At 44.5% G+C, this 23,944-nt stretch carries 24 protein-coding genes; 14 read left to right on the top strand and 10 right to left on the bottom strand.

The window, feature by feature from the left end:
- Positions 1 to 82 precede the first annotated feature (82 nt).
- From QT973_RS06450 to QT973_RS06425, 6 genes are all read left to right on the top strand, one after another.
- Positions 83 to 841 carry a class I SAM-dependent methyltransferase gene (locus tag QT973_RS06450; protein ID WP_333208183.1) on the top strand — a complete coding sequence of 253 codons (759 nt, stop codon included), beginning with the start codon at positions 83 to 85 and terminating at the stop codon, positions 839 to 841.
- A 221-nt stretch (positions 842 to 1,062) separates the two neighbouring features.
- On the top strand, positions 1,063 to 2,064 hold the full coding sequence (locus tag QT973_RS06445; protein WP_333208071.1) for a cytochrome c oxidase subunit II: 1,002 nt from the start codon (positions 1,063 to 1,065) through the stop codon (positions 2,062 to 2,064).
- A gap of 78 nt (positions 2,065 to 2,142) precedes the next feature.
- Positions 2,143 to 3,948 (top strand): cytochrome c oxidase subunit I, encoded by a 1,806-nt coding sequence (gene ctaD / locus QT973_RS06440; protein ID WP_333208072.1) that lies wholly within the window; start codon positions 2,143 to 2,145, stop codon positions 3,946 to 3,948.
- Between the two features lie 122 nt (positions 3,949 to 4,070).
- Entirely contained in the window at positions 4,071 to 4,694 is a 624-nt protein-coding gene (locus tag QT973_RS06435) for a heme-copper oxidase subunit III (RefSeq protein WP_333151381.1), read from the top strand.
- Positions 4,695 to 4,984: 290 nt separating this feature from the next.
- Positions 4,985 to 5,266, top strand: coding sequence for an HNH endonuclease (locus tag QT973_RS06430; protein WP_333175565.1), 282 nt, complete (start codon positions 4,985 to 4,987; stop codon positions 5,264 to 5,266).
- 170 nt (positions 5,267 to 5,436) lie between these two features.
- On the top strand, positions 5,437 to 6,666 hold the full coding sequence (locus QT973_RS06425) for a hypothetical protein (protein ID WP_333208074.1): 1,230 nt from the start codon (positions 5,437 to 5,439) through the stop codon (positions 6,664 to 6,666).
- Between the two features lie 14 nt (positions 6,667 to 6,680).
- Here the strand turns inward: QT973_RS06425 and QT973_RS06420 are convergent, their stop codons facing one another.
- From QT973_RS06420 to QT973_RS06405, 4 genes are all read right to left on the bottom strand, one after another.
- Positions 6,681 to 6,980, bottom strand: coding sequence for a (2Fe-2S) ferredoxin domain-containing protein (locus tag QT973_RS06420; protein ID WP_333208076.1), 300 nt, complete (start codon positions 6,978 to 6,980; stop codon positions 6,681 to 6,683).
- 262 nt (positions 6,981 to 7,242) lie between these two features.
- Positions 7,243 to 8,217 carry a cysteine synthase A gene (locus QT973_RS06415; protein ID WP_333055524.1) on the bottom strand — a complete coding sequence of 325 codons (975 nt, stop codon included), beginning with the start codon at positions 8,215 to 8,217 and terminating at the stop codon, positions 7,243 to 7,245.
- A 65-nt stretch (positions 8,218 to 8,282) separates the two neighbouring features.
- A complete protein-coding gene (locus tag QT973_RS06410) occupies positions 8,283 to 8,864 on the bottom strand; it encodes a Uma2 family endonuclease (RefSeq protein ID WP_333206102.1) in 582 nt (193 codons plus the stop codon).
- 301 nt (positions 8,865 to 9,165) lie between these two features.
- Positions 9,166 to 9,804 (bottom strand): peroxiredoxin, encoded by a 639-nt coding sequence (locus tag QT973_RS06405; RefSeq protein WP_333055522.1) that lies wholly within the window; start codon positions 9,802 to 9,804, stop codon positions 9,166 to 9,168.
- Between the two features lie 160 nt (positions 9,805 to 9,964).
- Here QT973_RS06405 and QT973_RS06400 point away from each other — a divergent pair, with 160 nt between their 5' ends.
- From QT973_RS06400 to QT973_RS06385, 4 genes are all read left to right on the top strand, one after another.
- The gene (locus QT973_RS06400; protein WP_333055589.1) at positions 9,965 to 10,240 is read left to right on the top strand and encodes a hypothetical protein; all 276 of its coding nucleotides are present in this window, start codon (positions 9,965 to 9,967) and stop codon (positions 10,238 to 10,240) included.
- A gap of 95 nt (positions 10,241 to 10,335) precedes the next feature.
- The gene (locus QT973_RS06395) at positions 10,336 to 10,698 is read left to right on the top strand and encodes a cupin domain-containing protein (protein WP_333055521.1); all 363 of its coding nucleotides are present in this window, start codon (positions 10,336 to 10,338) and stop codon (positions 10,696 to 10,698) included.
- A gap of 549 nt (positions 10,699 to 11,247) precedes the next feature.
- Positions 11,248 to 12,129, top strand: a complete 882-nt coding sequence (locus tag QT973_RS06390; protein WP_333055520.1) for a ChaN family lipoprotein — start codon at positions 11,248 to 11,250, stop codon at positions 12,127 to 12,129.
- Positions 12,130 to 12,167: 38 nt separating this feature from the next.
- Positions 12,168 to 12,749: an NAD(P)H-dependent oxidoreductase gene (locus QT973_RS06385; RefSeq protein WP_333055519.1), complete on the top strand. Its 582-nt coding sequence runs from the start codon at positions 12,168 to 12,170 to the stop codon at positions 12,747 to 12,749.
- Positions 12,750 to 12,826: 77 nt separating this feature from the next.
- On the opposite strand, the gene QT973_RS06380 is transcribed toward QT973_RS06385, so the two are convergent.
- Positions 12,827 to 13,450: a hypothetical protein gene (locus tag QT973_RS06380; protein ID WP_333055518.1), complete on the bottom strand. Its 624-nt coding sequence runs from the start codon at positions 13,448 to 13,450 to the stop codon at positions 12,827 to 12,829.
- A 90-nt stretch (positions 13,451 to 13,540) separates the two neighbouring features.
- On the opposite strand from QT973_RS06380, the gene QT973_RS06375 reads away from it, so the two are divergent.
- Complete coding sequence (locus tag QT973_RS06375; RefSeq protein ID WP_333055517.1) at positions 13,541 to 14,011, top strand: excisionase family DNA-binding protein; 471 nt, start codon at positions 13,541 to 13,543, stop codon at positions 14,009 to 14,011.
- Positions 14,012 to 14,014: 3 nt separating this feature from the next.
- Positions 14,015 to 14,584 carry a PIN domain-containing protein gene (locus tag QT973_RS06370; RefSeq protein ID WP_333055516.1) on the top strand — a complete coding sequence of 190 codons (570 nt, stop codon included), beginning with the start codon at positions 14,015 to 14,017 and terminating at the stop codon, positions 14,582 to 14,584.
- Positions 14,585 to 15,099: 515 nt separating this feature from the next.
- Here QT973_RS06370 and QT973_RS06365 read toward each other — a convergent pair.
- Positions 15,100 to 15,930, bottom strand: coding sequence for an inositol monophosphatase family protein (locus QT973_RS06365; RefSeq protein WP_333055514.1), 831 nt, complete (start codon positions 15,928 to 15,930; stop codon positions 15,100 to 15,102).
- 94 nt (positions 15,931 to 16,024) lie between these two features.
- Positions 16,025 to 17,458 (bottom strand): BCD family MFS transporter, encoded by a 1,434-nt coding sequence (locus QT973_RS06360; RefSeq protein ID WP_333208078.1) that lies wholly within the window; start codon positions 17,456 to 17,458, stop codon positions 16,025 to 16,027.
- 150 nt (positions 17,459 to 17,608) lie between these two features.
- Between QT973_RS06360 and QT973_RS06355 the strand changes: the two genes are divergently transcribed.
- Together QT973_RS06355 and QT973_RS06350 are read left to right on the top strand one after the other, a co-directional pair.
- Positions 17,609 to 18,553, top strand: coding sequence for an aldo/keto reductase (locus tag QT973_RS06355; protein WP_333391022.1), 945 nt, complete (start codon positions 17,609 to 17,611; stop codon positions 18,551 to 18,553).
- A gap of 162 nt (positions 18,554 to 18,715) precedes the next feature.
- Positions 18,716 to 19,231, top strand: coding sequence for an isoprenylcysteine carboxylmethyltransferase family protein (locus tag QT973_RS06350; protein ID WP_333390946.1), 516 nt, complete (start codon positions 18,716 to 18,718; stop codon positions 19,229 to 19,231).
- A 53-nt stretch (positions 19,232 to 19,284) separates the two neighbouring features.
- On the opposite strand, the gene QT973_RS06345 is transcribed toward QT973_RS06350, so the two are convergent.
- The 3 genes from QT973_RS06345 to QT973_RS06335 all read right to left on the bottom strand — a co-directional run bounded on the left by QT973_RS06345 (position 19,285) and on the right by QT973_RS06335 (position 23,883).
- Positions 19,285 to 21,930 carry a tetratricopeptide repeat protein gene (locus tag QT973_RS06345; RefSeq protein WP_333390943.1) on the bottom strand — a complete coding sequence of 882 codons (2,646 nt, stop codon included), beginning with the start codon at positions 21,928 to 21,930 and terminating at the stop codon, positions 19,285 to 19,287.
- Positions 21,931 to 22,231: 301 nt separating this feature from the next.
- Positions 22,232 to 22,810: a tetratricopeptide repeat protein gene (locus QT973_RS06340; RefSeq protein WP_333055510.1), complete on the bottom strand. Its 579-nt coding sequence runs from the start codon at positions 22,808 to 22,810 to the stop codon at positions 22,232 to 22,234.
- Between the two features lie 83 nt (positions 22,811 to 22,893).
- Positions 22,894 to 23,883: a tetratricopeptide repeat protein gene (locus QT973_RS06335; protein WP_333055509.1), complete on the bottom strand. Its 990-nt coding sequence runs from the start codon at positions 23,881 to 23,883 to the stop codon at positions 22,894 to 22,896.
- Positions 23,884 to 23,944: the final 61 nt, after the last annotated feature.

Raw genomic sequence — 23,944 nt, 5'->3', positions numbered from 1 at the left:
CGATATTCGCTCGGCTCTTCCTCCAGTTCTGCATGACCGCGCAGAGCCTGGTAATGAAAAAATTAAACATACAATTAGGACGATCGTGAAAAACCGACAATTCATTAAACCGCTAGCAGCAATTATCTTAGCAATAATGTGCCTGTTGCCGCTCAACGCCTGTGCAGCAGCAAGTAAAACCGCCAACAGCGACTCCATTTATCAGCAGCGAACCGTCCACAATCCCGACGGAATCGGCAAATTTTACATGGGTCGAGAAATTGCCCAAGTCATGGGATATCAAGGCGCTAGTTGGCTAGAAAGACCGTCTCGCGGCATGGAAGAAAAATCAGCTCGATTAGTCAACAATCTCGATTTAAAACCAACCGATATTGTAGCAGACATTGGAGCCGGAACGGGATATTTTAGCTTTCGCATCGCTCCCTTAGTTCCAGAAGGAAAGGTTTTAGCAGTTGACGTGCAGCCGGAAATGATTAATTTTCTGGAATTGAATAAACAAGAAAAAAATATCGCTAACGTTGAGCCAGTTTTGGGCAGTATCGACAATCCGAATTTGCCAGAAAACAGCGTAGATTTAGTTTTGATGGTCGATGCTTATCACGAATTTGCATATCCCAGAGAAATGATGCAAGGAATTGTGAAAGCACTCAAACCGGGAGGCCGCACAGTATCGATCGAGTATCGGGGCGAAAACCCGCTGATTCCCATTAAAGGTTTGCACAAAATGACGCAGAAGCAGGTGAAAAAAGAAATGGCCGCCGTCGGTTTAGTATGGAAAGAGACAAAAGATATGTTACCCCAGCAGCATTTGATGGTGTTTGAGAAAAAATCTCAAATTTAGCAGCCAAATAGAGCGATTCTATACCATTTTTACTGAGTTTTGTCAAGGTACAAAAGACGTATTTTTGAGGCGCGCAGGCGATCGGTCAAAAATTCTAAGCCTTAAGTAACCCTTAAGAGAGACATTTTACTAAAAATACCATTTACAATTAAAAATTGATAACCCAGAGGCGCTTCCTTCATTTTTCAAGCGAAGAAGTGTCGCTATTAAGAAGTACCAGCGTGAACATTCCAAGTTCCATCCTCACCATGCTCGCCGGCATCGGAGTGACTCTGATCAGTCTCTGGTACGGGCAGAATCACGGTTTGATGCCGCTCGCCGCCTCTGACGAAGCATCCCAGATAGACGGACTATTCAATACAATGATGACCATTTCCACTGGACTATTTATCATGGTCCAGGGAATTCTCATCGTTGCTGCAATTAAATATCGCCGCCGTCAAGGAGACAACACAGACGGGCCGCCTTGGCATGACAACTTTCCCTTAGAAATTCTTTGGACAGCCGTGCCAGCGGTGATTATTTTAGGAATCGGAGTCTACAGTTTTGAGATTTACAACTCAATGGGAGGCCTCGATCCGATGGGCAATCATGACCACGGCACCATGCAAGCGCACTCTAAAATGCGGGGAAGTGCGATCGCAGCCACACTCTCAGATACACCCCAAAACGCCCCTCAAATTCCGTCTAGAAAACTTGTTGCTTTAGGCGTAGGCGCTTCCCCAGAAAATGAAGACAAACCAGCAGATTTAGTTGTAAATGTCACTGGTTTGCAGTACGCCTGGATTTTTAGCTATCCAGAAAGCGGCGTTAGTTCCGGCGAACTGCATATGCCAGCCAACCGCGACGTACAGCTAAATATCGCAGCTCAAGACGTGCTGCACGCATTTTGGCTGCCAGAATTTCGCCTCAAACAAGATGCAATTCCTGGGCGGCCGAGCGAACTGAGATTTACACCAACTAAAACCGGCGAATACCGGGTGGTTTGTGCTGAATTGTGCGGCGCTTATCACGGAGCGATGAAAGCTGTAGCAGTCGTTCACACGCCCGAAGAATTCGACAGTTGGCTGCAAGAACAGCAAGTTGCTAGCAGTCAAAACTTAGAGCAAGCAGTTGCAGTCAATCCAGGGGAATTGTCAGACGGTGAATTTTTGGCTCCCTACGTCAGGGAAATAAAAATTAATTCCGAAACCCTAGAACAACTTCACCCAACTCATCACTAAAAATAGTCATTAGTTCCTGGCACTGGGTGTTTGACCCAGAGCTAATAACTAATGACTAATAACTAATGACTAATAACTATGACACAAGCACAGTTCCAAGAAAGTGCAAACACTGAGGCTCGCGGAACAGCGCCCGCCGATAGACATTGGCGCGACTACTTCACTTTTAATACCGACCACAAAGTCATCGGTATTCAATACCTAGTCACAACATTTATTTTCTATCTAATCGGCGGCGTGATGGCAACTTTGGTGCGAACAGAACTCGCCACCCCCGACGCCGATTTTGTCACCCCCGAACTCTATAACAGTTTATTTACTGTTCACGCGACGGTGATGATCTTCCTGTGGATCGTACCCGCCGGAGCCGGATTTGCTAACTTTTTGATCCCCTTAATGATTGGGGCCAAAGACATGGCATTTCCCCGGCTAAATGCCGTTGCCTTTTGGATGATTCCCGTAGGTGGCATTTTGCTGTTGAGCAGTTTTTTGGTAGGAGCTCCACAGGCGGGTTGGACTTCCTATCCGCCTTTGAGCTTAGTTACTGCTCAAGCGGGGGAAGAAATTTGGATTCTCAGCGTTTTGATTCTGGGAACTTCTTCGATTTTGGGGGCGGTGAATTTTGCCGTTACCATCTTTACCATGCGCGTTCCGAGCATGGGTCTCAATGATATGCCTTTGTTTTGCTGGGCGATGATTGCGACTTCAGCGCTGACTTTGATTGCTACTCCAGTCTTAGCAGCAGCTTTGATTTTGCTGTCGTTTGACTTGTTAGCAGGGACGGCATTTTTTAACCCGACCGGCAACGGCGATCCCATCGTCTACCAGCATTTATTCTGGTTTTATTCGCACCCGGCAGTTTACATTATGATTATGCCCTTTTTCGGGGTGATTTCAGAAGTTTTGCCGGTGCATTCGCGCAAGCCAATTTTTGGTTATTTGGCGATCGCCTATTCGAGTCTCGCAATCAGCTTTTTAGGGTTGATCGTGTGGGCGCACCATATGTTTACCAGCGGCACCCCCGGCTGGCTGCGGATGTTTTTTATGATCACCACTATGATCATCGCCGTACCAACTGGGATTAAAATATTTAGCTGGTTGGCAACTATTTGGGGAGGCAAACTCCGGCTTGTCAGCGCGATGCTATTTGGGATGGGTTTTATCTCAACATTTGTCCTCGGCGGCATCACCGGGATCATGGTAGCTTCCGTACCTTTTGACATTCACGTTCACGACACTTATTTTGTCGTCGCTCACCTACACTACGTGCTGTTTGGCGGCTCAGTGTTTGGAATTTACGCTGCTTTTTACCACTGGTTCCCCAAAATGACGGGGCGGATGATTAATGAATTTTGGGGTAGAGTTCACTTTGTTTTAACCTATGTGGGCTTTACTGTAACTTTCCTGCCGATGCACGCTTTGGGGATGCAAGGAATGCCCCGGCGGGTGGCAATGTACGACCCGAAATTTACCACAATTAATGTCATTTGTACTGTCGGTGCTTATATGCTGGCAGTGTCTACAATCCCGTTTATCATTAATGTGATTTGGAGCTGGATGTACGGCCCGAAAGCAGGTGACAATCCTTGGCAAGCTTTGAGTTTGGAATGGATGACGACTTCGCCACCCCCGATCGAAAATTTTGAAGGAGTGCCGGTATTGGCAACGGGCCCTTACGATTACGGCATGGAAAAAATTCAGCATACAGGGGAACGTCTCAGGCTCAAGCTGAGGGAAAATGCTACCCGCAATGCCCAGAAAACAGGTATTCCTATTGCGGAGGCTCAAGCTTCAACTTTCTTTGGCGGTACTGCCACTTTGGTCGCTCCTGAATCAGAGAGAGATGTTGATTCTCCTGCTGATGAAAGTCAAGATGGCGAATAGTTATTAGTCATCAGTCATCATTCATCAGTCATCAGTCATTGGGCATTGTTGACTGTTGACTGTTGACTGATGACTAATGCCCACGGACAACTGACAACTGACTTCTTCATTACCAATTTCTTATGCAAATTCCAGCGATCGATCCGACAAAAACAGCCCTAAATTACCACCACGAGGGCGAAGTAGAAGCACACGGCGTCGAGCATCCCGACCACAGAATGTTAGGCGTAATTGTGTTCCTGTGCGCTGAAGGCATGATATTTTTCGGTATGTTTGCCGCGTATTTGATTTATCGGGCGATGGCTCCCGTGTGGCCTCCTGAAGGTACGCCTGGACGAGAGTTATTGCTGCCGGGAATTAATACGGTGATTTTGATTGCTAGCAGTTTTGTGATTCACAATGCTGATACTGCAATTAAAAAGAATGATGCCACTGGAATGCGGAATTGGTTGCTCGTAACTATTGCTATGGGCGCAGTTTTCTTGGCAGGTCAGGTTTACGAATACACTCATTTAGAGTTTGGCTTGACGACTAATTTGTATGCCAGTTGCTTTTACGTTTTGACTGCTTTTCACGGCTTGCACGTTACGTTTGGAGTGCTGCTGATGGCGGGGGTAGTTTGGCGATCGCGCACCCAAGGTCACTATTCTAGCGAGCACCACTTCGGCATCGAAGCGACTGAAATTTACTGGCACTTTGTCGATGTGATTTGGATTGTTTTGTTTTTGCTGCTGTATATTTTGTGAGCCCAGAGGCTTTTGGGCCTCTGCCACAAGAGATTTGTATGACCCCCAATTGGGGGTTTTTTATTGTTTGGAGAGTGCGATCGCCTTTCATATCAAGTCCGGTCGAGCGACCGCGATTTTCGTAGGGGCGGGTTCGCCAACAATACCTGCCAATAATTGACAATCTCAAAAACCCGCCCCGACCGGGATATTATGGTTAATCGATCGCACATGATATCATTCACCTCCTCAAAGCCGATCGCGCTAAACTAAAAGTAGCAATTCTCCTATCCAGCAGCATTGAGAAAATTATGCAGTGCGAATTGTGCGATCGACAAATGGAAGCATTAACCGCCCATCACCTCATCCCCAAACAAAACACCAAGCGGAAAAACGAAGATCCCAGCCCGACAATCGACATTTGCTCAGCCTGTCACCGCCAGATTCACTCTCTATTTGACAACAAACACCTCGCCCAAGAGCTCAACACCCTGGAAAAGCTCAAAAATGACCCTGAACTCCAGAAATTTGTCTCTTGGATTAAGAAACAAAAAACCGACAAACGCATTCAAGTACGCGGCAAAAAAGCTTGATTGCAGGGCCAGAAATTAGGTATATACTCCTGGACGCAGTTACTGTCTGATGCCCGGTTTCTTCATTAATTTTCGTTTCCTAACCCAAAATTTTATATAGCAACCCGGTTTGTTTGCCTAAATCCTAGTATAGTTATTTACTTATTCGTAACAAGCTGCCAACAATTATCATGAACCTCACCTCCCTCGAACTCGCAAAAGACCGAGCGCGCATCTACAAAAACTACCTCCAAATGGAAATAGATGCCCAAGCTAACATCAACAAACTAGCTTTTTTAGACAGGGGCGTTGAAAAATCCCCTTACCAACAACACATTAAAAACTATCCCGATTATCTCAAACAGAAACCCGACGGCTTAAAAGTAATTAGCTCTATTCCAGGCCCCAATAATCCCCTCAAACCTACTCCGTTTCCCAGCCTGGGAGAACTACCTCAAATTAACTCTCAAGCTTTAAGTTTCCTCCACGCAGACATCAAAGAAGCCTGCGTTTGCATTGGTACTTTTGTAGATGGCAAAATTCAGGCGCAGTGGCTGGGAAAAAACGCACTTACCAAAGCTGAACAGTGGAGTGCTACTAAAATTATCGCACTCCTTAATATCGTTAGTCAAGTAAATACCAAATATCCAGACTGCGACATTGACAACTGCGTTGTTAGAGATGGCAACGGGCTAAGACACGATTTTTACTTTTACGATTTAGCAAAAGATATGATTAGCTATGCCTCAAATATAGCAAGTTCAAACTCCTTAGCTGCGATGTTCAAACGCTTCGATACTCGCATAGGATTAGAGCAATGGCTCAAGAGCGCTACTGGCAATAATGACCTAATTTTTCGCGGCGATTACGGCGAAAATCCTTATCACAACAACCCCAAAATCTTCGATCTCACCAAAAAACAAGTGCTGCTAAGTGCGGCATTAAACAGTACCAAACAAAGTAATACCGTATCTGCTTATGATTTGACCAGGCTAATTTCCATGTTAGGATGGCACTTCCACATCGAACAGCGATCGCGCATGAAAGGATCTCAGTGGAACAGTTTAGAAAGCATTGTCAGAGCAATGGGACATGATAGCGCTCGATATGTGGACGTAGCAATTAAAACTTTGGGGATGGATACCCTTATTACTTCTCCAGTAATTATCTCAAAATTGGGTTACGGACTCAGCTCGATCCGGGGAACCCTAGAAACAGTTTATGTGGCTTTAGTGCGGTTTGTTGACGAGCGACCGAAGGCGGCGGGAAATCCCGCAAAACTCAGAACTTTAGCCATGACTTTGCGGGCTGAAAAACCTGTAGGCGGTTCCAGTGTCGATCGCCTAGCCATCGAACTCGACGCCAGATTTTGCGCCGAAGTCACGGAAATTCTCCGCCGATTGTTTGCGGAAGAATTTTAAAGGCGGGCGATCGACTAATGAGAAAGTCGGTGAAACTTGCGATAAAGCATCCTCTCTACCGGCTTTCCTCCCCGCAAATGTTGCTCAGTTATTGCCGCAACTTCTTCAGGGCAAACCCCATTGTACCAAACCTCTTCTGGTAGTACCAACACCATCGGCCCGTTGCCACACTGTCCCAAACAACCGCTAGCAACAACTTCAACTTCTGAGGGCGACAATTTCTGAAAAGCTGCCAGTACCTTTGCTGAATTTTGCTTGCGACAAGTGCGGTTTTGGCAAACGAGAACTTGCCTAGAAGATTGGATAATTTTCATGTTTTTTCACTTGACAATCTGCTCAATATATGCTATTTTTTTATCATGGGAATATGTGTGGCCATATATGCCCAAATTGTAGGAAAGTCGTTAAAAACTTTGGACGGGCTAGAAGCCCATCCCACAACTCATTAAACTTGAATTGCATTCAATCGCTTTGAATTCCTCAAATTATCGTGGGGAGTAGGGGCCCTAGCGTCCCGCCCGCCCGAAAAATACAATTTAGATGCGGGACAGCTTAAGACTTCAACGCACCCTATAATTAATCTGGTGACAAACCTTTGGAAGCCAACCATTGTCGATCGAACAAACGCGACTGATACCGAGCCCCGCCATCACAGAGTACCGTCACAATCGTATGTCCAGGCCCCATTTGCTTCGCCAAAGCCACCGCCGCCCCCACATTAATCCCCACAGAACCGCCCATAAACAGCCCTTCTTTCCTCAGCAGTTGGTAAATCACCCGGACAGCTTCAGTATCGTGAATTTGGATGGCGTCGTCTACCGGGGCATTCTCCATATTTCCAGTGACGCGACTGGTGCCAATTCCCTCAGTAATCGAACTACCTTCAGTCTTAATTTCCCCAGTTTTGAAATAACTGTAAAGCCCGCTGCCCATCGGGTCTGCCAAGACAATTCTCACAGCAGGATTTTTTTCTTTCAAAAACATTCCTACCCCAGCAAAAGTGCCGCCTGTACCCGTTGCGGCTACCCAAGCATCAATTTTCCCATCAGTTTGTTCCCAAATTTCCGGGCCAGTTGTCTCGTAATGAGCTCGGCGATTGGCTAAATTGTCAAACTGATTTGCCCAGACAGCATTCTCCATTTCTGCCGCCAATCTTCCCGACAATTTGACATAATTGTTCGGGTCTTTGTAAGGAACAGCGGGAACAGTCCGAACTTCCGCGCCCAAGGTTCTTAAAGCATCGATTTTTTCTTGAGATTGGTTATCGGGAATCACAATCAAACATTTGTAACCTTTAGCGTTGCAAATGTGGGCCAAACCGATGCCAGTATTGCCCGCAGTGCCTTCAACAACGGTGCCGCCCGGTTTCAGCAAGCCTTTTTCTTCTGCATCTTTGATGATGTATAAAGCAGCCCTATCTTTAACGGAACCGCCGGGATTGAGAAACTCTGCTTTGCCGAGAATTTCGCAGCCAGTTTCATCGCTGAAGCTGTTTAAGCGAATTAGTGGTGTGTTGCCTATTGTGCCTACAAAGCCGTTTTTAATATCCATATTTTTTTGATTTTTGCATCCTATTATTAATTTTTACAAGAAGTTGATATTTATTGCTACCAGTTCTACCAAATCTTGCTCATATTAAGTACGAATCCCGGCAAAACGGGGTCGCCGCTAACTGTAGCCGGATTCTCCAAACATTCTTCGGGCAAACCGGGACGGTAAATATAAACTCTGCGATTTTTGCGGTCAATTAACCAGCCTAACTGCACTCCTGGTTCTCTCATATATTCTTGCATTTTTTCTTGCAATGGCTTGAGATTGTCAGAAGCCGACCTCAGTTCTACTACAAAATCCGGGCAAATAGGTGGGAATTTATCTTGCTGTTCTGGTGACAAAGTATTCCACCGTTCCAGTTTAATCCACGAGGCATCTGGAGACCTGTCACCCATTGAAAGCTTAAATCCCGTACTGGAGTCAAAACACATACCTGTTCCATCTTGGCGAGCCCAAATATACAACTCTCCAAAGACGCTACCGCTGCGATTTCCTGTTGTTCCACCAGTAGGGGGCATAATTAGCAATTCTCCCGATTTGTTGCGTTCAATGCGTAATTCACTATTGATTTGACAGAACTCGAAAAACTCGTCTTCTGTCATTTGCAATTTTGGCGGTATTCGCAACACAATTGTTGATGACAGCATTTTGCCTTTCCTCCAATCTAAAGTGTTTACACAAGATTGCACAATTTCTTTGTTTGTAGTTAGCACTTGAGTGCTCGAAAATCAGGATTAAGGACTCAATTCCTAACTATAAGCTGGTGTGGGATCAATTCCGGTTGTATCGGAATGATTAAACCACAGAGGGCACAGAGAACACAGAGAAAGAGAAGAGAGAGATGCATAATTCCGATGTCAACGGATTTGATATTACGTGCGAATTATAGAGGTAAGGTGCTCCGTGGGCACCTTACATAATTAGGTTCTGCGTCCAGGAATGTTAAACCTATTTATTCGGCTGAGGAGTCATCCGCAAATAAGGCTTAATCGGCGTATAACCTTTAGGAAATTTCTCTGCCAACTCTTTCGGGTCGGTAATCGAAGGTACGATGACGCAATCGTCGCCGTCTTTCCAATCAACCGGAGTCGCGACGCTGTATTTGTCGGTAAGTTGCAAGGAATCAATTACTCGCAAAATTTCATTAAAATTCCGACCAGTGCTCGCGGGATAAGTAATGCTCAAACGCAATTTCTTTTCCGGGTCAATAACAAAAACTGTGCGGATTGTTAAGTTGTTTAGCGAGTTGGGATGGATCATGTCGTAAATGTCGGAAACTTTACGATCGCCATCTGCTAAAATCGGATAATTGAGGGTGACGTTTTGAGTTTCCTCAATATCTTTAATCCAGCCCATGTGAGAATCCACATCATCGACGCTGAGGGCAATGGTTTTGACTCCCCGCTTTTCAAATTCCGACTTGAGACGGGCCACTGCACCGAGTTCTGTGGTGCACACTGGAGTATAGTCTTTCGGGTGGGAAAACAACACGACCCAGCTATCCCCAGCCCAGTCGTAGAAATTGATTTCGCCTTCAGACGAAGCTTGGGTAAAGTTGGGAACTGTATCGCCTAATCGCAGAGTCATAACTGATTTCCTCTAATTTTATTTAAGGACTGTTCCTTATCATGCCATAATTCCCCGGTTTCTCGATCGAGCTGTAAAGGATTCTAAACTTTTTGGTCGATCGATCGGCAATTCCACTACTGTAATGTATGTGTGGCTTATACCGCTAAATTTGATTGCTATGCTTTACTTTTTGCTCAAGGCAATACAGCCTGTTTTAGTCCCGCTGTGTTTTGTCTCCGCCTGGGGTTTAGTTTTTTTGATATTTTCGAGTATCGGGCGTACTGTCGCCGACTCCCTGCGCCGAGCTCAGCGGATGCACCAAATCCCTTGTGCTAACTGCGTATTTTTCACCGGCGATTACCACCTCAAGTGTCCCGTTCAGCCTACCATAGCTTTATCTGAAGATGCGATCGACTGTCCTGATTATCGAGGGCATTCGGGAATTTACGGTTGAAAAATCCGGCCGCCACTTTACATATTTCTTAACATCTCTGGCTCTTTCAATTAAACTTAAGTTGTGGTAAAGAGATTTTCAGGAGTGTCGAAAGAATGCTAATTCAAAAGCTAAATGCCTGCGACGAGTTTATTGCTGGCGACGGTACTCAACTGCGAGAATTGCTGCATCCAGACAAACAAGCTGTGGATTTGCGTTACAGTTTAGCCCACGCCACTTTGCCACCGGGACAAACTTCTGCGCTGCACTCCCTGACAACTTCTGAAGTTTACTACATTCTCAGTGGCGTTGGAGAAATGCACATCGACGAGGAAAATCAATTCGTGGAAGCCGGAGATGCAGTTTACATTCCGCCAAACGCCAAGCAGTTTATTTACAACTGTGGCACAAAGCCGCTAATATTTATTTGTATCGTCGATCCCGCGTGGCGAAAGGAAGACGAGACAATTTTCGAGTAATTTTCTAGTTTTTCTCCTGGTCTGCTCGTTACCAGGTTCTGCCCGGTAACGCATATCTAGAGGCTCTGCCTTGACTGAAAAAAACATCACAAACCAAAAATCTATTTTAACAACAACAGCACCCAGCCATATGTACCGAGTGATTTCCTCTTTTTTCAACTTCGATGTGGAGTTGCAATAATCCTCGGATTCAGTTGCATTGCTCCCCTCTCATTAGTTGAGGAAGTATCAGCTTTGTTGGTGGGTGCTGCTATTGGTTTTTAATGAGACAGATGTGAGATTAAACAGCGTTTTTACTCCTTAGATTCTATTGTGAACTTCGCTGTGCTATCTAGATGTGGTATCTGTCAGAGAAGCTTTTTGTTCGCTTCATATTATTAATTTAGCACCTTATTCTAGAAGCGCAAGTACCTGCAACTAAACTTTACATTTTTAGAAGTAACGGCGGAAAATGATGAAGTTAAATTAAGCATTGAGCTTTCTAGCTGCTCAGGTAAAATAGTAGAGTTCGGCTGTGCTTGCGGCTGCGAGAAACGGCATAATATTTGTATGAAAACAACCAAACTCATCAAACTGTGCGCCTTGTCGCTGAGTATCTTTCTGCTGTGCAGCAGTGCAGTGACAGCCCAAACGACGGCGAACCCTCAACCTGGGCAGACTTACACTAACCAAGAGATTCTGCAACAGTTGGTGAAGGCAAAAGTCGTGTATCTGGGAGAAACCCACGATAGTGCGGAAGACCACCAAGCTCAACTGAAGATTATCCGAGAAATGCAGCGGCAAAATCGGAAAATTGCGATCGCGATGGAAATGTTTCAGCGTCCCTTTCAAAGTGCGATCGACAACTACTTAGCAGGTAAACTGACTGAACAGCAATTAGTCGAGCAAACAGAGTACGATCGCAGATGGCGCTTTCCCTGGGAATCTTACGCCCCCATTTTGCGGTTTGCCAAAGAAAATCAACTACCTGTCCTCGCCTTAAATACACCATCCGAAGTAACGAGAAAAGTTGCCACTCAAGGTTTAGAAAGCCTCACAGCGGAGGAAAAAAAGCACATTCCGCCAATATCGGAAATTCGCACCGACAACGCGGAATATCGGCAACTGCTGCTAGAAGTTTACCAGCAACACCAAAAGGCAGGACAGGGAAATAGTACGGCTTTTGAAAGATTCTTGCAAGCTCAAGTTTTGTGGGATGAAACTATGGCGGAAAAAATAGCCCAATTTGTCAAAGCAAACCCCGACTATCAAGTTGTGGTGTTGGCGGGGAAAGGACACATTATTTACGGTTACGGCATTCCCAGTCGCGTCGAAAGGCGTTTGGGTGTCGGGAATGTAAAAATGCGATCGGTTTTACTCAATTCCAATGACAATCCTGTTTTGTCGGCAGATAGACCCATTGCTGACTTTGTTTGGAATCACTCGGAATAGTACAATTATACGCGGAAGCAATAATTAGGAAAAAATCCATGACAAACAGACCAAAAATTCTCGCATTTGCCGGAAGTACCCGCGAAGGATCATATAACAAACTGCTGGTAAAAGTTGCGGCGGCTGGGGCTACTGCGGCGGGTGCAGAAGTTACTTATGTAGATTTGCGCGATTTGCCGCTGCCGCTATTTGACGAAGATTTGGAAGCAAAAGAGGGAATGCCAGAAAATGCCCGTAAATTGAAGGAATTAATGGTAGCGCATGACGGCTTTTTGATAGCTTCCCCTGAGTATAACAGTTCAATTACGCCTGTGTTGAAAAATGCGATCGATTGGGTATCGCGCCCAGCACCGGGTGAACCGGGATTGGTGGCATTTACTGGCAAAGTAGCGGTAATTATGAGTGCTTCTCCAGGCGGAATGGGCGGTTTGCGGGGATTGGTTCATTTGCGATCGATCCTGGGGAATATTAACGTATTGGTACTCCCGGATCAGAAAGCAGTTCCCCAAGCTTTTGAAGCATTTAATGCTGACGGTACGATGAAAGATCCCAAACAGCAGGACGCTGTTGAGAATCTAGGTGCTAAGTTGTCTAATGTGCTGTCGAAATTAATCGCCTGAAGCAATAAATTCATTTTGCAGTAGGGACACAGCAATGTTGTGTCCCTATCTTAGTATCTGTTATTTTGCTGGCTGCATCAAGTGCGATTCATAGAATAAAAGCCTTGAAACGGCATTGTTAAAATGCCCAAAATCCGACTAATTTCATTAACAAAAAAGTCTCGCTTGTCAATGAAAATTGTGCTGTTACTCAATTTAAGAAACTTCCAATCAGTACCCGTAGTAACAGCCCCATAAATGCTTTCAATTTGCTCTCCGCTGCGCTGATTAAATAATTGGGCGGCTACCATTTCTGCAATACACTGGCCTAAACCGGATTTAATACTTTCATTCTTAGCCTCTGTGAGAGTAATTACGGGGGCGCGAATTTCATAGGAATCCTTCGATGCAGTGAGAATATAATCGCAATACCCGTTTAAGCCCGCTTCTATATCTACATTGAATTCTGAACCAGAGAAAAAACCAACTTGAAAATTAAATTGCCGCCTGACTTCCAATAATATTGGAGCAATAATTAATTCAGCGCGAGCCTTTTCTGTATTAATTGCAGTAGCTAAAGACAGGTTTTCAGTTAAAGTAGTTTGCAAATAGGAACTTGGCTGTACCTCTGGGATATCACTAAACAAATCTAAAGGTTCTTCTACGGTTAAATTAAAAGATTCTCTAACTTTCGCTAAAGTTGTAAAGTCGCTGTATGCCACAGGTTAACCTCCTTGCTCGATTTGGGCGATCGCATTCTCAAATTGCTACAATTATAATTGATTGCCTGTTATACTCAACCCCAAATTAACATGACATTCACCGGAGATCCCGACTCAGCACCTGCTTTACCGACAGCAGCAGAAGCAGCGGTTGCCAAAACCAGCAGCCGCGCTTTAGAATCGCACTTGCAAAATCATCCGTCTGGCGAATCCCTCAAATTGATATTAAACGAAAAAGAGGGAAAGACAATTGACATACCTGCCGCAGCATTGCCACTGCTATTAGCGATTTTGCAACAGACAAGCAGCGGCAATACTGTCAAGCTGATTCCAATTACTGAGGAACTCGATATCTGGCAGGTTGAGGCCATACTCAATGTCTCCCGCGAGTATGTGTGGCAGTTACTAGATTCTGGCGAAATTCCTTACAAAATGGTAAGTACCTGTCGCCGGATACGTTATGAAGATGTAATGAAATATAAAAAGCAGGATTATGACAAAAGAAGTAAAATACTTGACGAACTTGTCGCAGAATCAGAAGCACTCGGTTTGTACGACTAACTCATGGAAATTGTAAAAGTTGTCTGCGATGCTAATGTTTTGTATTCAGCCGCACTCCGCGATTTTTTGATGGAATTAGCAGTTGGTGATGTGTTTGAGCCGAGGTGGACAGAAGAGATTCACGGCGAGTGGATGAGAAACGTGCTTCAGAACAATCCAAATCTCACATTAGAACAGCTTGCCAGAACCAAAAATCTGATGAATGCAAGCATTAAAAATTGTGTGGTGACTGGCTACGAGCCAATTATACCAGAGTTGGAACTTCCAGATCCGGGCGATCGGCACGTTCTAGCAGCAGCAATTCATTCTCGCGCGGATTTTATCGTTACTTTCAATCTCAGGGATTTTCCTACTGAGAATCTCAAACAATATAACATTGAACCGCTGCACCCAGATGACTTTATCCTGCGCTTTCTCAACTTAAAGTTTGAAGGTGTATGCAAAGCAGCCGAGAAACAAAGAATCAGGCTCAAAAATCCGCCAAAAACGCCTGACGAGTATTTGGGAACGCTGGTAGAATTGGGACTGCCGCTGTCAGCAAATCGGATGCGAGAATTGTGCTATGGAGATTAGTGCGATCGCCAACCGCAGACTTTTCCGAGTTTCTTCCCAGGTTTATTCTTGTATTTTCCCCCAGGCTAACTCTTCGACCTAGCCAATATAGCACTCATCTACTTTTTCCAACACCGCAGTAAATCTATTTACCCTTGTGCCTCTACTTGAAAACGGGTATAATTTTATTTCCTACAGATAATAGCTCGTGGAAAACTTACCACAAATTGTACCAAAACCGCATCACCCGATCGACGTAAAACAAAACCACCCGATCGCAGATTGGCAGAAATAGACAACAGTAGGCATACTTGAACCATCGGTCATCGGTCGGTATATTTCTTCCAAACAGCACGGCAGGCGTGGGAGACTCCTCCGTTACGCCTGCCTTGCAGTTTTATTTGATAATTGAGCGATTTGTGCGATCGCCAATGATACCAGTTCGCAAAAAGAATGAAACTGTAGATTATATTCAAACCCTTTGGGAATTAGTAATTCCTTAATCGAAAATCTAAAATCGAAAATCTCAAATAGTATCACCCCATTTTTTTCTTCTTCCAAGCCTCCACAAACGGCAAAAACACCGACACCAACTCCTGCCGATTCATCACCAAAGTCGGATAAGAAATCCTGCCGTAATTCTTCCCCACTTCCAGCGGAAAAATAGCCGGGGATTCCAGCGGCAACCAAACCGCACCAGCAGCCTTCACAATTACCCAACTCCCCGCAATATCCCAAATTTTGGGAGTCGCTTCCACCCCTCCCATAGCCACACCCGAAGCCACAGTCAAAAAATTGTAACTAGCCATGCCCAACATCCGAACTTTACTCGGAAGATGAGGCCCGATTCCCACACTCCGCGAACACAAATTAAAAAAATGATTGCCGCTCATTTTATCAGCAGTCGGCCGAATTTGCTGCCCGTTTAAAAAAGCACCTTGAGGCATATTGTCAAACACGCCGCCCGCAAAATCAGGTGCATAAAAACCGTGAAAAGACTGATTAATTGGCGGCAAATGCACGCAGCCAAAAACCGGGGTTCCGCGATACAACAAACCCAAAGAAATACCCCAAATCGGAATTCCCCTAGCAAAATTAGTCGTAGCATCCAAAGGATCGACAACCCAACACCATTCAGTATCTGGGAAAACGTGTTCGCCCTCCTCACTTAAAATCCCGTGACTGGGAAAAGTAGATGCGATCGCACTTCTAATTTCCGCATCAGCCCAATTATCCGATTTCGTCACCAAACTCCCGTCATCCTTCTCATCCGCTTGCGCGGAACCGAAATCTTGCAACAACTGCTGTCCGACTTTCTCGACAGTAACCCGTGCAAAACTTAAAATAGAATCCCAAAAATTAGTCATTAGTTATTAGTTATTGGTTATTGGTTATTGATTATTGGAACTAACAACTGCCACAGCCCAACTGACAACTGACACCTGCTTTCCTGACAACACATCAGTCTAATTCATTTTCAAGAATAGTGGCGATCGCACTTTTAGCATTATCCTGAAACTCCCGAACATCCACCCTACCCAACAGCCAAACAGCCAGAATCATACCCACCGCCGGCACAGCAAAAACCAACCCGTAAGCCAACATCGGCACCCCAAACAAACTTCTGCCCAAATCCAAAATAGCACCGCCAGTAATCGTCGCCACACCCCGCGCCATCGCCTGCGACAAACCCCAAGCACCAATAAAAGTCCCAGCAGTTTCTGCAGCCGTCAAATCCAACATCAAACTCAGCGCACCCGTCGTAGTAATACCCGAAGCAAAACCAAAAAACATTAAAGCCGACTTAAACACAATTGGATTACCTGTGAATCCCGATAAAATAATTAAAACAAAACAAGCCGCCACCGACAAACAGCCCAACCTAATCGTATTTTCCTTGCCAATGCGCGGCACAATTAAAAAACCAGTTGCACTCAAACCGATCAGAGTACCAGTACCATAAATAGCATTCAACTGCGTAGTTTCCGAAATCGACATCTTAAAAATTTCCCCGCCGTAAGGTTCCAAAACCGCATCCTGCATAAACAAGCAAATTGTCATAATCAGCAGGAAAGTAAAAAACAAACCGGTTTGGCGGCTAGCAGTCAAAATCCGCAGCGCACTTCCCAGAGTAATTTTATCTTCTCGATTCACTGCGGACGATCGCATCTTGTACCGCGAATACTTTTTCTCAACGCCAAAAGTTGCAATCCCCACCAACAGCAAAACCAGCGCCGGCACCTTCACAAACAAACCATTAATCGAAGCCTGCAACACTTCCCGCGGCACATCCCCATCAATTTGCTTCAGCAAACCGCTGCTAACAATCGCCCCGATAATAATACCAACCATCAGCATCGACCACACCACACCCACTAACTTCGATCGATCCTCCTCATCCGAAACATCCACCAACAAAGCAGCAAAAGGAGTCGAACTCGAACAAATAGCAATACCATAAAGCGCAAAAATCAAACCCAACAAACCCACCCAACCGTAAGTAGGAGTAGTCCACCCCACAGCCTCCAAACTGCTGCCCAAGCGCCACATCACCTGCACCGCCAAAAAAGCAGAAATCACAAACAAAACCCCGCCCATCCACACATAACCCGTGCGGTGATGGCCAAACAAAGGCTTAGCATCAGACATTTGCCCGAACCACACCCTAGCCGGGGCGACAAACTGGTGCATAGCCAGCGTACCCGCCACCACAGTAGCCGGAATCGCCAACTCCTTAATCATGACGCGATTGAGTACCCCCAGGGTCAAAATCGACATCATGCCCAATCCCATCTGAAACAAACCCAACCGGAACATAGTCAGCAGGGTAACTCTCTTTTGGGCAGGAGTCGCGGAATCTGTTAATCTTGAATCTGGTAAACGGTCGATCGACATAACTACTCAAATAAACACATCATTTGCACTTATAGTAACTGAGATATCGCCACCAGCCGCCATTCCTCCCCCGGCTAGAAGCTCGATCGGGATTATTCGTATAAATTCATATAAAAATAAAGAGAATCAATAACTGTGGATTTACCAACCGTGACAACCATTACCCTAGGACAAAACGGCCCCGCCGTCATTCCCCTGTGCGTCGGAACTTGGGCTTGGGGCGACAAACTATTTTGGAACTACGGCAGCAACTACGGCGCCGCCGAAGTCGAAGCAGCATTCAAAACATCCCTTGACAACGGAGTCAACTTTTTTGACACAGCCGAAGTCTACGGTAACGGCTTGTCAGAAGAATTACTGGGGCAGTTTCTCAAAAAAACCAGCCAACCCGTGCAAATAGCCACCAAATTCGGCCCCGTACCTTGGCGGATTACAGGAAAATCAGTTTCCGACGCTTTGAGTGCCAGCTTAAAACGCTTGCAAGTAGAACAAATAGCCCTCTACCAAGTGCACTGGCCATTCACTTTTTTACTCAGTCAAGAAACCCTGATGAACGCCTTAGCCGATGAAGTAAAACAAGGCAGAATTCAAGCAGTAGGAGTCAGCAACTATTCAGTAGAACAGATGCGCCAAGCCCATAAAATCCTAGCAGCCAGAGGCGTTCCCCTAGCAACAAATCAAGTCCGTTACTCCTTGCTGTCGCGGCAAGTAGAAAAACAAGGAATTGTGGGTGCAGCCCGCGAATTGGGAGTCACAATTTTAGCATACAGCCCCTTAGCCCAAGGATTGCTCACCGGCAAATACACAGCCCAAGAACCACCTACAGGAGCCCGCAAAATGGACTCCCGCTTCAGCAAAAGCGGCATCGAAAAAATTGAATTAGTCATGTCTACCCTGCGGAAAATGGGCCGAAAGCGCGATCGAACTCCCGCCCAAGTTGCCCTAAACTGGTTGATATGCCAAAACGGAGTCATCCCCATTCCCGGCGCCAAAACCGCCAAACAAGCCCAAGAAAATGCAGGCGCGTTAGGCTGGAATTTGAGCCAAGAAGAAGTCAATCAATTAGAATTAATGACACGTCCCTGGCGAGAATAAATTTGTTAATTGTTGACTGTTGACTGTTGACTGTAGGTTGTTTTTACTTCTGTCTACCCAACCTACAGTTCACTTCCTTCTTCCGATTCTTCACCTTCGATAATTAATCCGTGTATCCGTGTCAAAATCAGTGTCGTGCCTTCCCTCTTCCTTTGTCTTACTATGAAAATCTTAACTGACTGGGGCTTCACGCGCGAAGGCTGGCGCAATAACAGCCGCGGCGAATATTTAGTTTTGCTGCAAGGAGCATTGCTCACAGGATTTGTAATCTTACCAGTCTATCAACTGCCAGGATTAAAAATTCAATCAACCCACTTACTTTATATTATCTGGTTTATGGCCAGTATTCTCGGCTTAACCGGATTAATTTTCATCATCAAAGGATTGATAGACTTAGGAAAAAACCTCACACCTTTACCATATCCCAGAGAAGACGGAGAATTAGTCCAAACAGGCATTTACGGAATAGTGCGGCATCCATTATACAGCGGTTTAATTTTAGCAGCCCTCGGCTGGACACTTTTTCAAATGAGCATATCCCACTTAATAGCCAGCGCACTATTAATAATACTTTTCGAGATCAAAGCCAACCGAGAAGAAACCTGGTTAACCAAAAAATATCCAGACTATTCAGAGTACCGCCAGCGAGTAAAAAAACTAATTCCCGGAATTTATTAACAGTTCGATCTAAAAACCTCCCTGTCAACAGTCAACTGTCAACAGTCAACTATCTAAAGACCATTACCAATCAGAATAAACGGTGCCCAGTAGTATGGATGATGCAAACGACTGGCCACTGACCGTTTCAAACCGCTGCGAGTTTGAGCTAAAATTGATAAATTGGCCGATCGACCCAACACCGAATCATCACCTGTAATTAAGGCAATTTGCGCTTTTTGCAAAGCTTCTGCCTTTTTATTTCCCGACAGCAACGCCGTATAAAAAGCAACCATCAAAGCTTGAGTGCCGCCATCATCTACTATCCATAAAGAAGCGAGCGCAGCTTTTGCCCCTGTTTCCTGTATCTGGTAGCCAAAACCTAAAATTTCTTCTCCATTACCTAGTTTACCACCTATCCCCGTCTGGCAAGCACTCAATACTACCAAGTCTACATTTAGTAGGTTTAAAGTTTGAATATCGGGCAGGGTAATTAGACCCCCATCACCTAGCAAAATAAACGAATCTTCCGGTTGTCCGGTAACAAACATAGCATGAGTTGCCAAATGAATAATGTTATAATCTGGCAAACGCGGAATCATTGTGGCACGATTGAATTCCCGATCTATTAATTTTGTAGTTCCTGGCATCATCGCAGCTAAATTTTCCACTTCTAGCCCCGCAAATGGCAAACCCGAAAAACCAAATCGAGTAGACCCCCGTTTAAAATTATGACGACCCGTAGCAAAAGCACCCGCTAAAATGCGAGGTTTAGCAGCAGTTTCTACATTGAATTTTGTCAGGCTCATAGCAGTAATATTATTAATGACAAACCGCTGCCCCAACCATTGTTTGCCGTCGTATAAAGCTGCTAGGGGAATGTAGCGTAACTGTCCGTCAGGAGCATAAATAATGCTTTTAGCTTGTGCTTCAGTCAGATCGTCTTCTAGGGGTTTAATTAACCAATTATAAAGTTTATTGGCTGGGATTGTGGCATCGGAGTTGGGATCTTCCAAAGCCATGCGAAATTCCAGAATTGCTTGATTGAGTTCTTGTTTTTTAACCGCTACAGTACGTCGGAATGGGGGAGAGTCAGCAGTTGTTATTACCAATTCTAAACGGTCTTCTAAAATTAAAGGCTGAATCAATACGGCTTTTTTTTCTAACCGCTGCAATACATCCGATCGTATGTTATTGAGTTGAGCTAGATTCACAGTTTGTACTCTAGGGCTGAGTTGTCGGACAATAGCAACAATTTCAGGGGAGTTAATAAATTCATTGAATGTGCCGCGCATTTCCTGCTGCATTTGCCTGAGATTGGCAATTTCTTGTTGCTGCTGGGATGTGCGATTAGCTGGAGTAATTTTTTCTAATTCAGCCAGCTTTCTGCCTAGTTGAATTTCTCGATTTAAAATTTCATTGTGCCTGTTGCGAATTTGCTGTTCTTGAGGAGTTAAGGGAATACCTTGTGCTGTTTGTTCGTTTCCCCGCACGGAACGGAGATAATCTTCTATTTCTTGAATTTTGAGTAAATCGAGGACTTGTTGTGCTTCTAAAACTCGGTCTTGTTGCAGTAATAAATCGGCGAGGAGGCGGTAGGTATCGGCGACAGTTGTTGTATAAGAAAGCTGTTGTTCGGCGGGTAGAGAGCGCAAATCGCTGCGAATTGATTCGGTGACATTAACGGATAATTTATAAAAGGCTATCGCTACTTCTGGTTGATTTTGTTTCGCCAATACTTCCCCTATGTTACTAAGAATGAGGCGTTCTGTTTGGCGATCGCCAATTTCTTTAATAATTGCTAACGCTTTCTGGTAAGAATCTAACGCTTGGTCAAATTGATTTAAATCCTTATAGACACTACCAATGCTATTAAAAGTGTTGCCAGTCCATGCCTTTTCTCCCACTTCTTGAAAAATTGATAATGCTTGTTTAAGCGCGTCTATTCCTTGAGAATATTGCTCCCGCCTGTAATAAATAGATCCAACTTTGCTAAGGGTACGCGCTATACTGGCATTTCCGCCGAGTTGTCTCCGAATAGCTAATGCTTGTTCATAAAATTCCAAAGCTTTGGAGTAATCTCCTAACTGTTCGTAAGCCCACCCAATATTGTGAAGACTGTATCCTTCTCCAGATTTGTCGTTAAGTTCTCTACGAATGACTAAAGCTTGCCGGTGTAACTCCAGTGCTTGGAGATTATCGCCCAAAGCAGTGTAAACTAGCCCTATATTATTTAGAGTCCTTCCCATATTTGCTAGATCGTTAAGTTCTCGGCTAATAGCTAGACTCTGCTCGTATAAATTAAGGGCTTGAGAGTATTGACTTAAATTATCGTAAACTAAGCCAATGCTATTAAAAATACTCCCAATACCAGCTCTGTCGTTAATTTCCTGACGAATTGCAAGGCTTTGTTGATAGAAATCTAATGCTTTATAAAACTCTCCTTTCCAGTAATAAACTTTTCCAATCTCATGAATAGTTTTACTCATACATTCCTGATTAATTAGTTCTTGACAAATAGTTAGAGATTGCTCTAATAACTGAATAGCTGACGAATATTGACCGAGATAAGCATGAACAAGTCCTAGAGCACGGGTGGTCTCTGCAATACCTTTGACATCGCCAATTTCTCGACGAATTACTAAAGCTTGTTGGTAGATTTCTAATGCTTCTTTATATTGGTTTTGACGAAGTTTTTCCCGACCTGTCTCGAATAGCAAATCTGCTTCTATTTGACGGTTTGAAACCGTTGAATTTTGTGTTACAAATGTGGTTGTTATCCTATTTGGATGATGTATATGCAATTCTCTTAATGGCAAGTTCAGCAAAAAGCTCAGACTTGCAGTTAAAAAACTGAGGTAGTTAAAGCTAAAAGACATGAGGCAAATATTATACAAATGAGTTATATCCTACGAATAATAGTCTCTTCGTAGTTTGCTAACCACAAAGAGACCAGAATTTATGTTGATTATTTCACTCTTAAAGTTCGACTGTTTTTTTCTGGCTCTGGCTAATTTAGCATTATTGTTGCCCTTTACCATTTTTCTTGCGAGGATCATTAGACCCTGACTGTCCATCACCCCCTGGCTCTCCATCACCCCCTGGCTGTCCATCACCCTTCTTGACAGTACGATCATCAGACCATACCTCCCGTCGAGCACCCTTATTGACAAAACGATCAGACCGTGGCTGTCCATCACCCTTTGCATTAACGGGAAATCGTGGCTGTCCATCACCTATGTAACTACCAAAATCAGTAGGTTTTAGTATCTCAGTATTCCAATTATTGGAAGCATACCAATCTAGTTGAGTTTCTAAAGGAGAGTTAATACTTTGCGCTATTTCCTCACTAATTTGAATACTGTTTCCTGTAAAAGTTGATAGAGCTTCTTCGTAAGAATCTACTGCTTGTCTCCTGTATATATTGCCAATATTGGTTAGAGTGTATGCGACTCCTGTCGAATCGCCTATTTCTTGATAAATAGCTAATGCAGCTTGGCAATACTGCAATGCAGTAGCATATTTTTTGGCTTCAAACTTATTGCGAGCTTTCTGTAGTAAGTTAAATGCGATTTGATTGGTAGATGTTTCCGAATTCATTTGCGTTTTTGCCTCTTACTTTACTATTTAAAATTTGCACTATATAAAACTGTTCTCCGGGAAAAATCAAAAGTTTCTCTAAATTAACTCCCCCATCCTCCGGCAAAGCGTTGCGGTTTTGCCAAACTTGCCTTGAGTTTGGCAATCTGCGTTTCAAGTTCCTTGACTCTTTGCGTATTTCCTAAAGCTTTGTGACTGTTTATGGCTTGCGTCAACCAGCGAAGTGCTTCTTGCTTTTCGCCGATCGCCCCGTACAACTCCCCCAAAGCCTCCTCTAACTGCGCTTGCTCCCCGATGTCTTTGGCTGCACTAGCTAATTTTTGTGCTTCTAGATAATGGTTTTCAGCCAGCAATGTCACCCCTTCTTGCCAGTATAAATCGCCTAGCTTGCGATAGGCAATAGCTTCTTGAAAACCCGTTGCTACCAATGCTTCCAATGTCTCGATCGCCTCAGATTTCAAATCCGAACCGATGTAAAAATAAGCACGTTGCAAAGCTTGGGTTTTCTCGGCAATTTTTTGACTGTTAATTAGCTCGATCGCCCCTTTCACCAGTTGCTTTTGGGTCGTTGGTAGCATTCGGAAGCTTCGATCGGGCAGTTTTTCCTCGTCAGATGTCCTGCCGTTCTCAGCTTTTACCACAAGTAAATACACAAATCCCGGTTCCAGTTGTGGTGTTCCCGGATACACTACCTCATTTCCATTAACATTTGTTTCCCAAATTGTGCGATCGCCCTTCACTAAACTCACAGTATAATTATTAACACCGGGAACTTTATTCCAACGCAACTTCGGGCGATCGTTCAGCAATAAAGTGCGTCGGGGACTGATAATATAAGGAATTAAGACATCAAGAGGCCCGCGAGGATCGGCAGTATAATCCTCACAGTCGATCGCTAGCATTTCCGATCGCTCGATACCTGAAACTTGAGGATGCAATCCATTAATTATCGGATCAACTCTTGACGCTGTGACGATCGGGATTAAAGGCGTCAGCCCAAAAATAGCAAAGTAAGTAAATGTTTTGCCTTTGAGATTGATTGGTGTCAGCTTGGATGGATGATTATTTTTCATGACCTAAATTATTTTTCATTGTTCGCGATAGCGAAGCGATCGCATAAACTTTGGAAATCTT

Origin of the sequence: Microcoleus sp. Z1_A1 (assembly GCF_036700305.1) — a bacterium.
Taxonomy (GTDB): domain Bacteria; phylum Cyanobacteriota; class Cyanobacteriia; order Cyanobacteriales; family Microcoleaceae; genus Microcoleus.
This window is presented reverse-complemented; position numbering and strand designations above follow the sequence as displayed.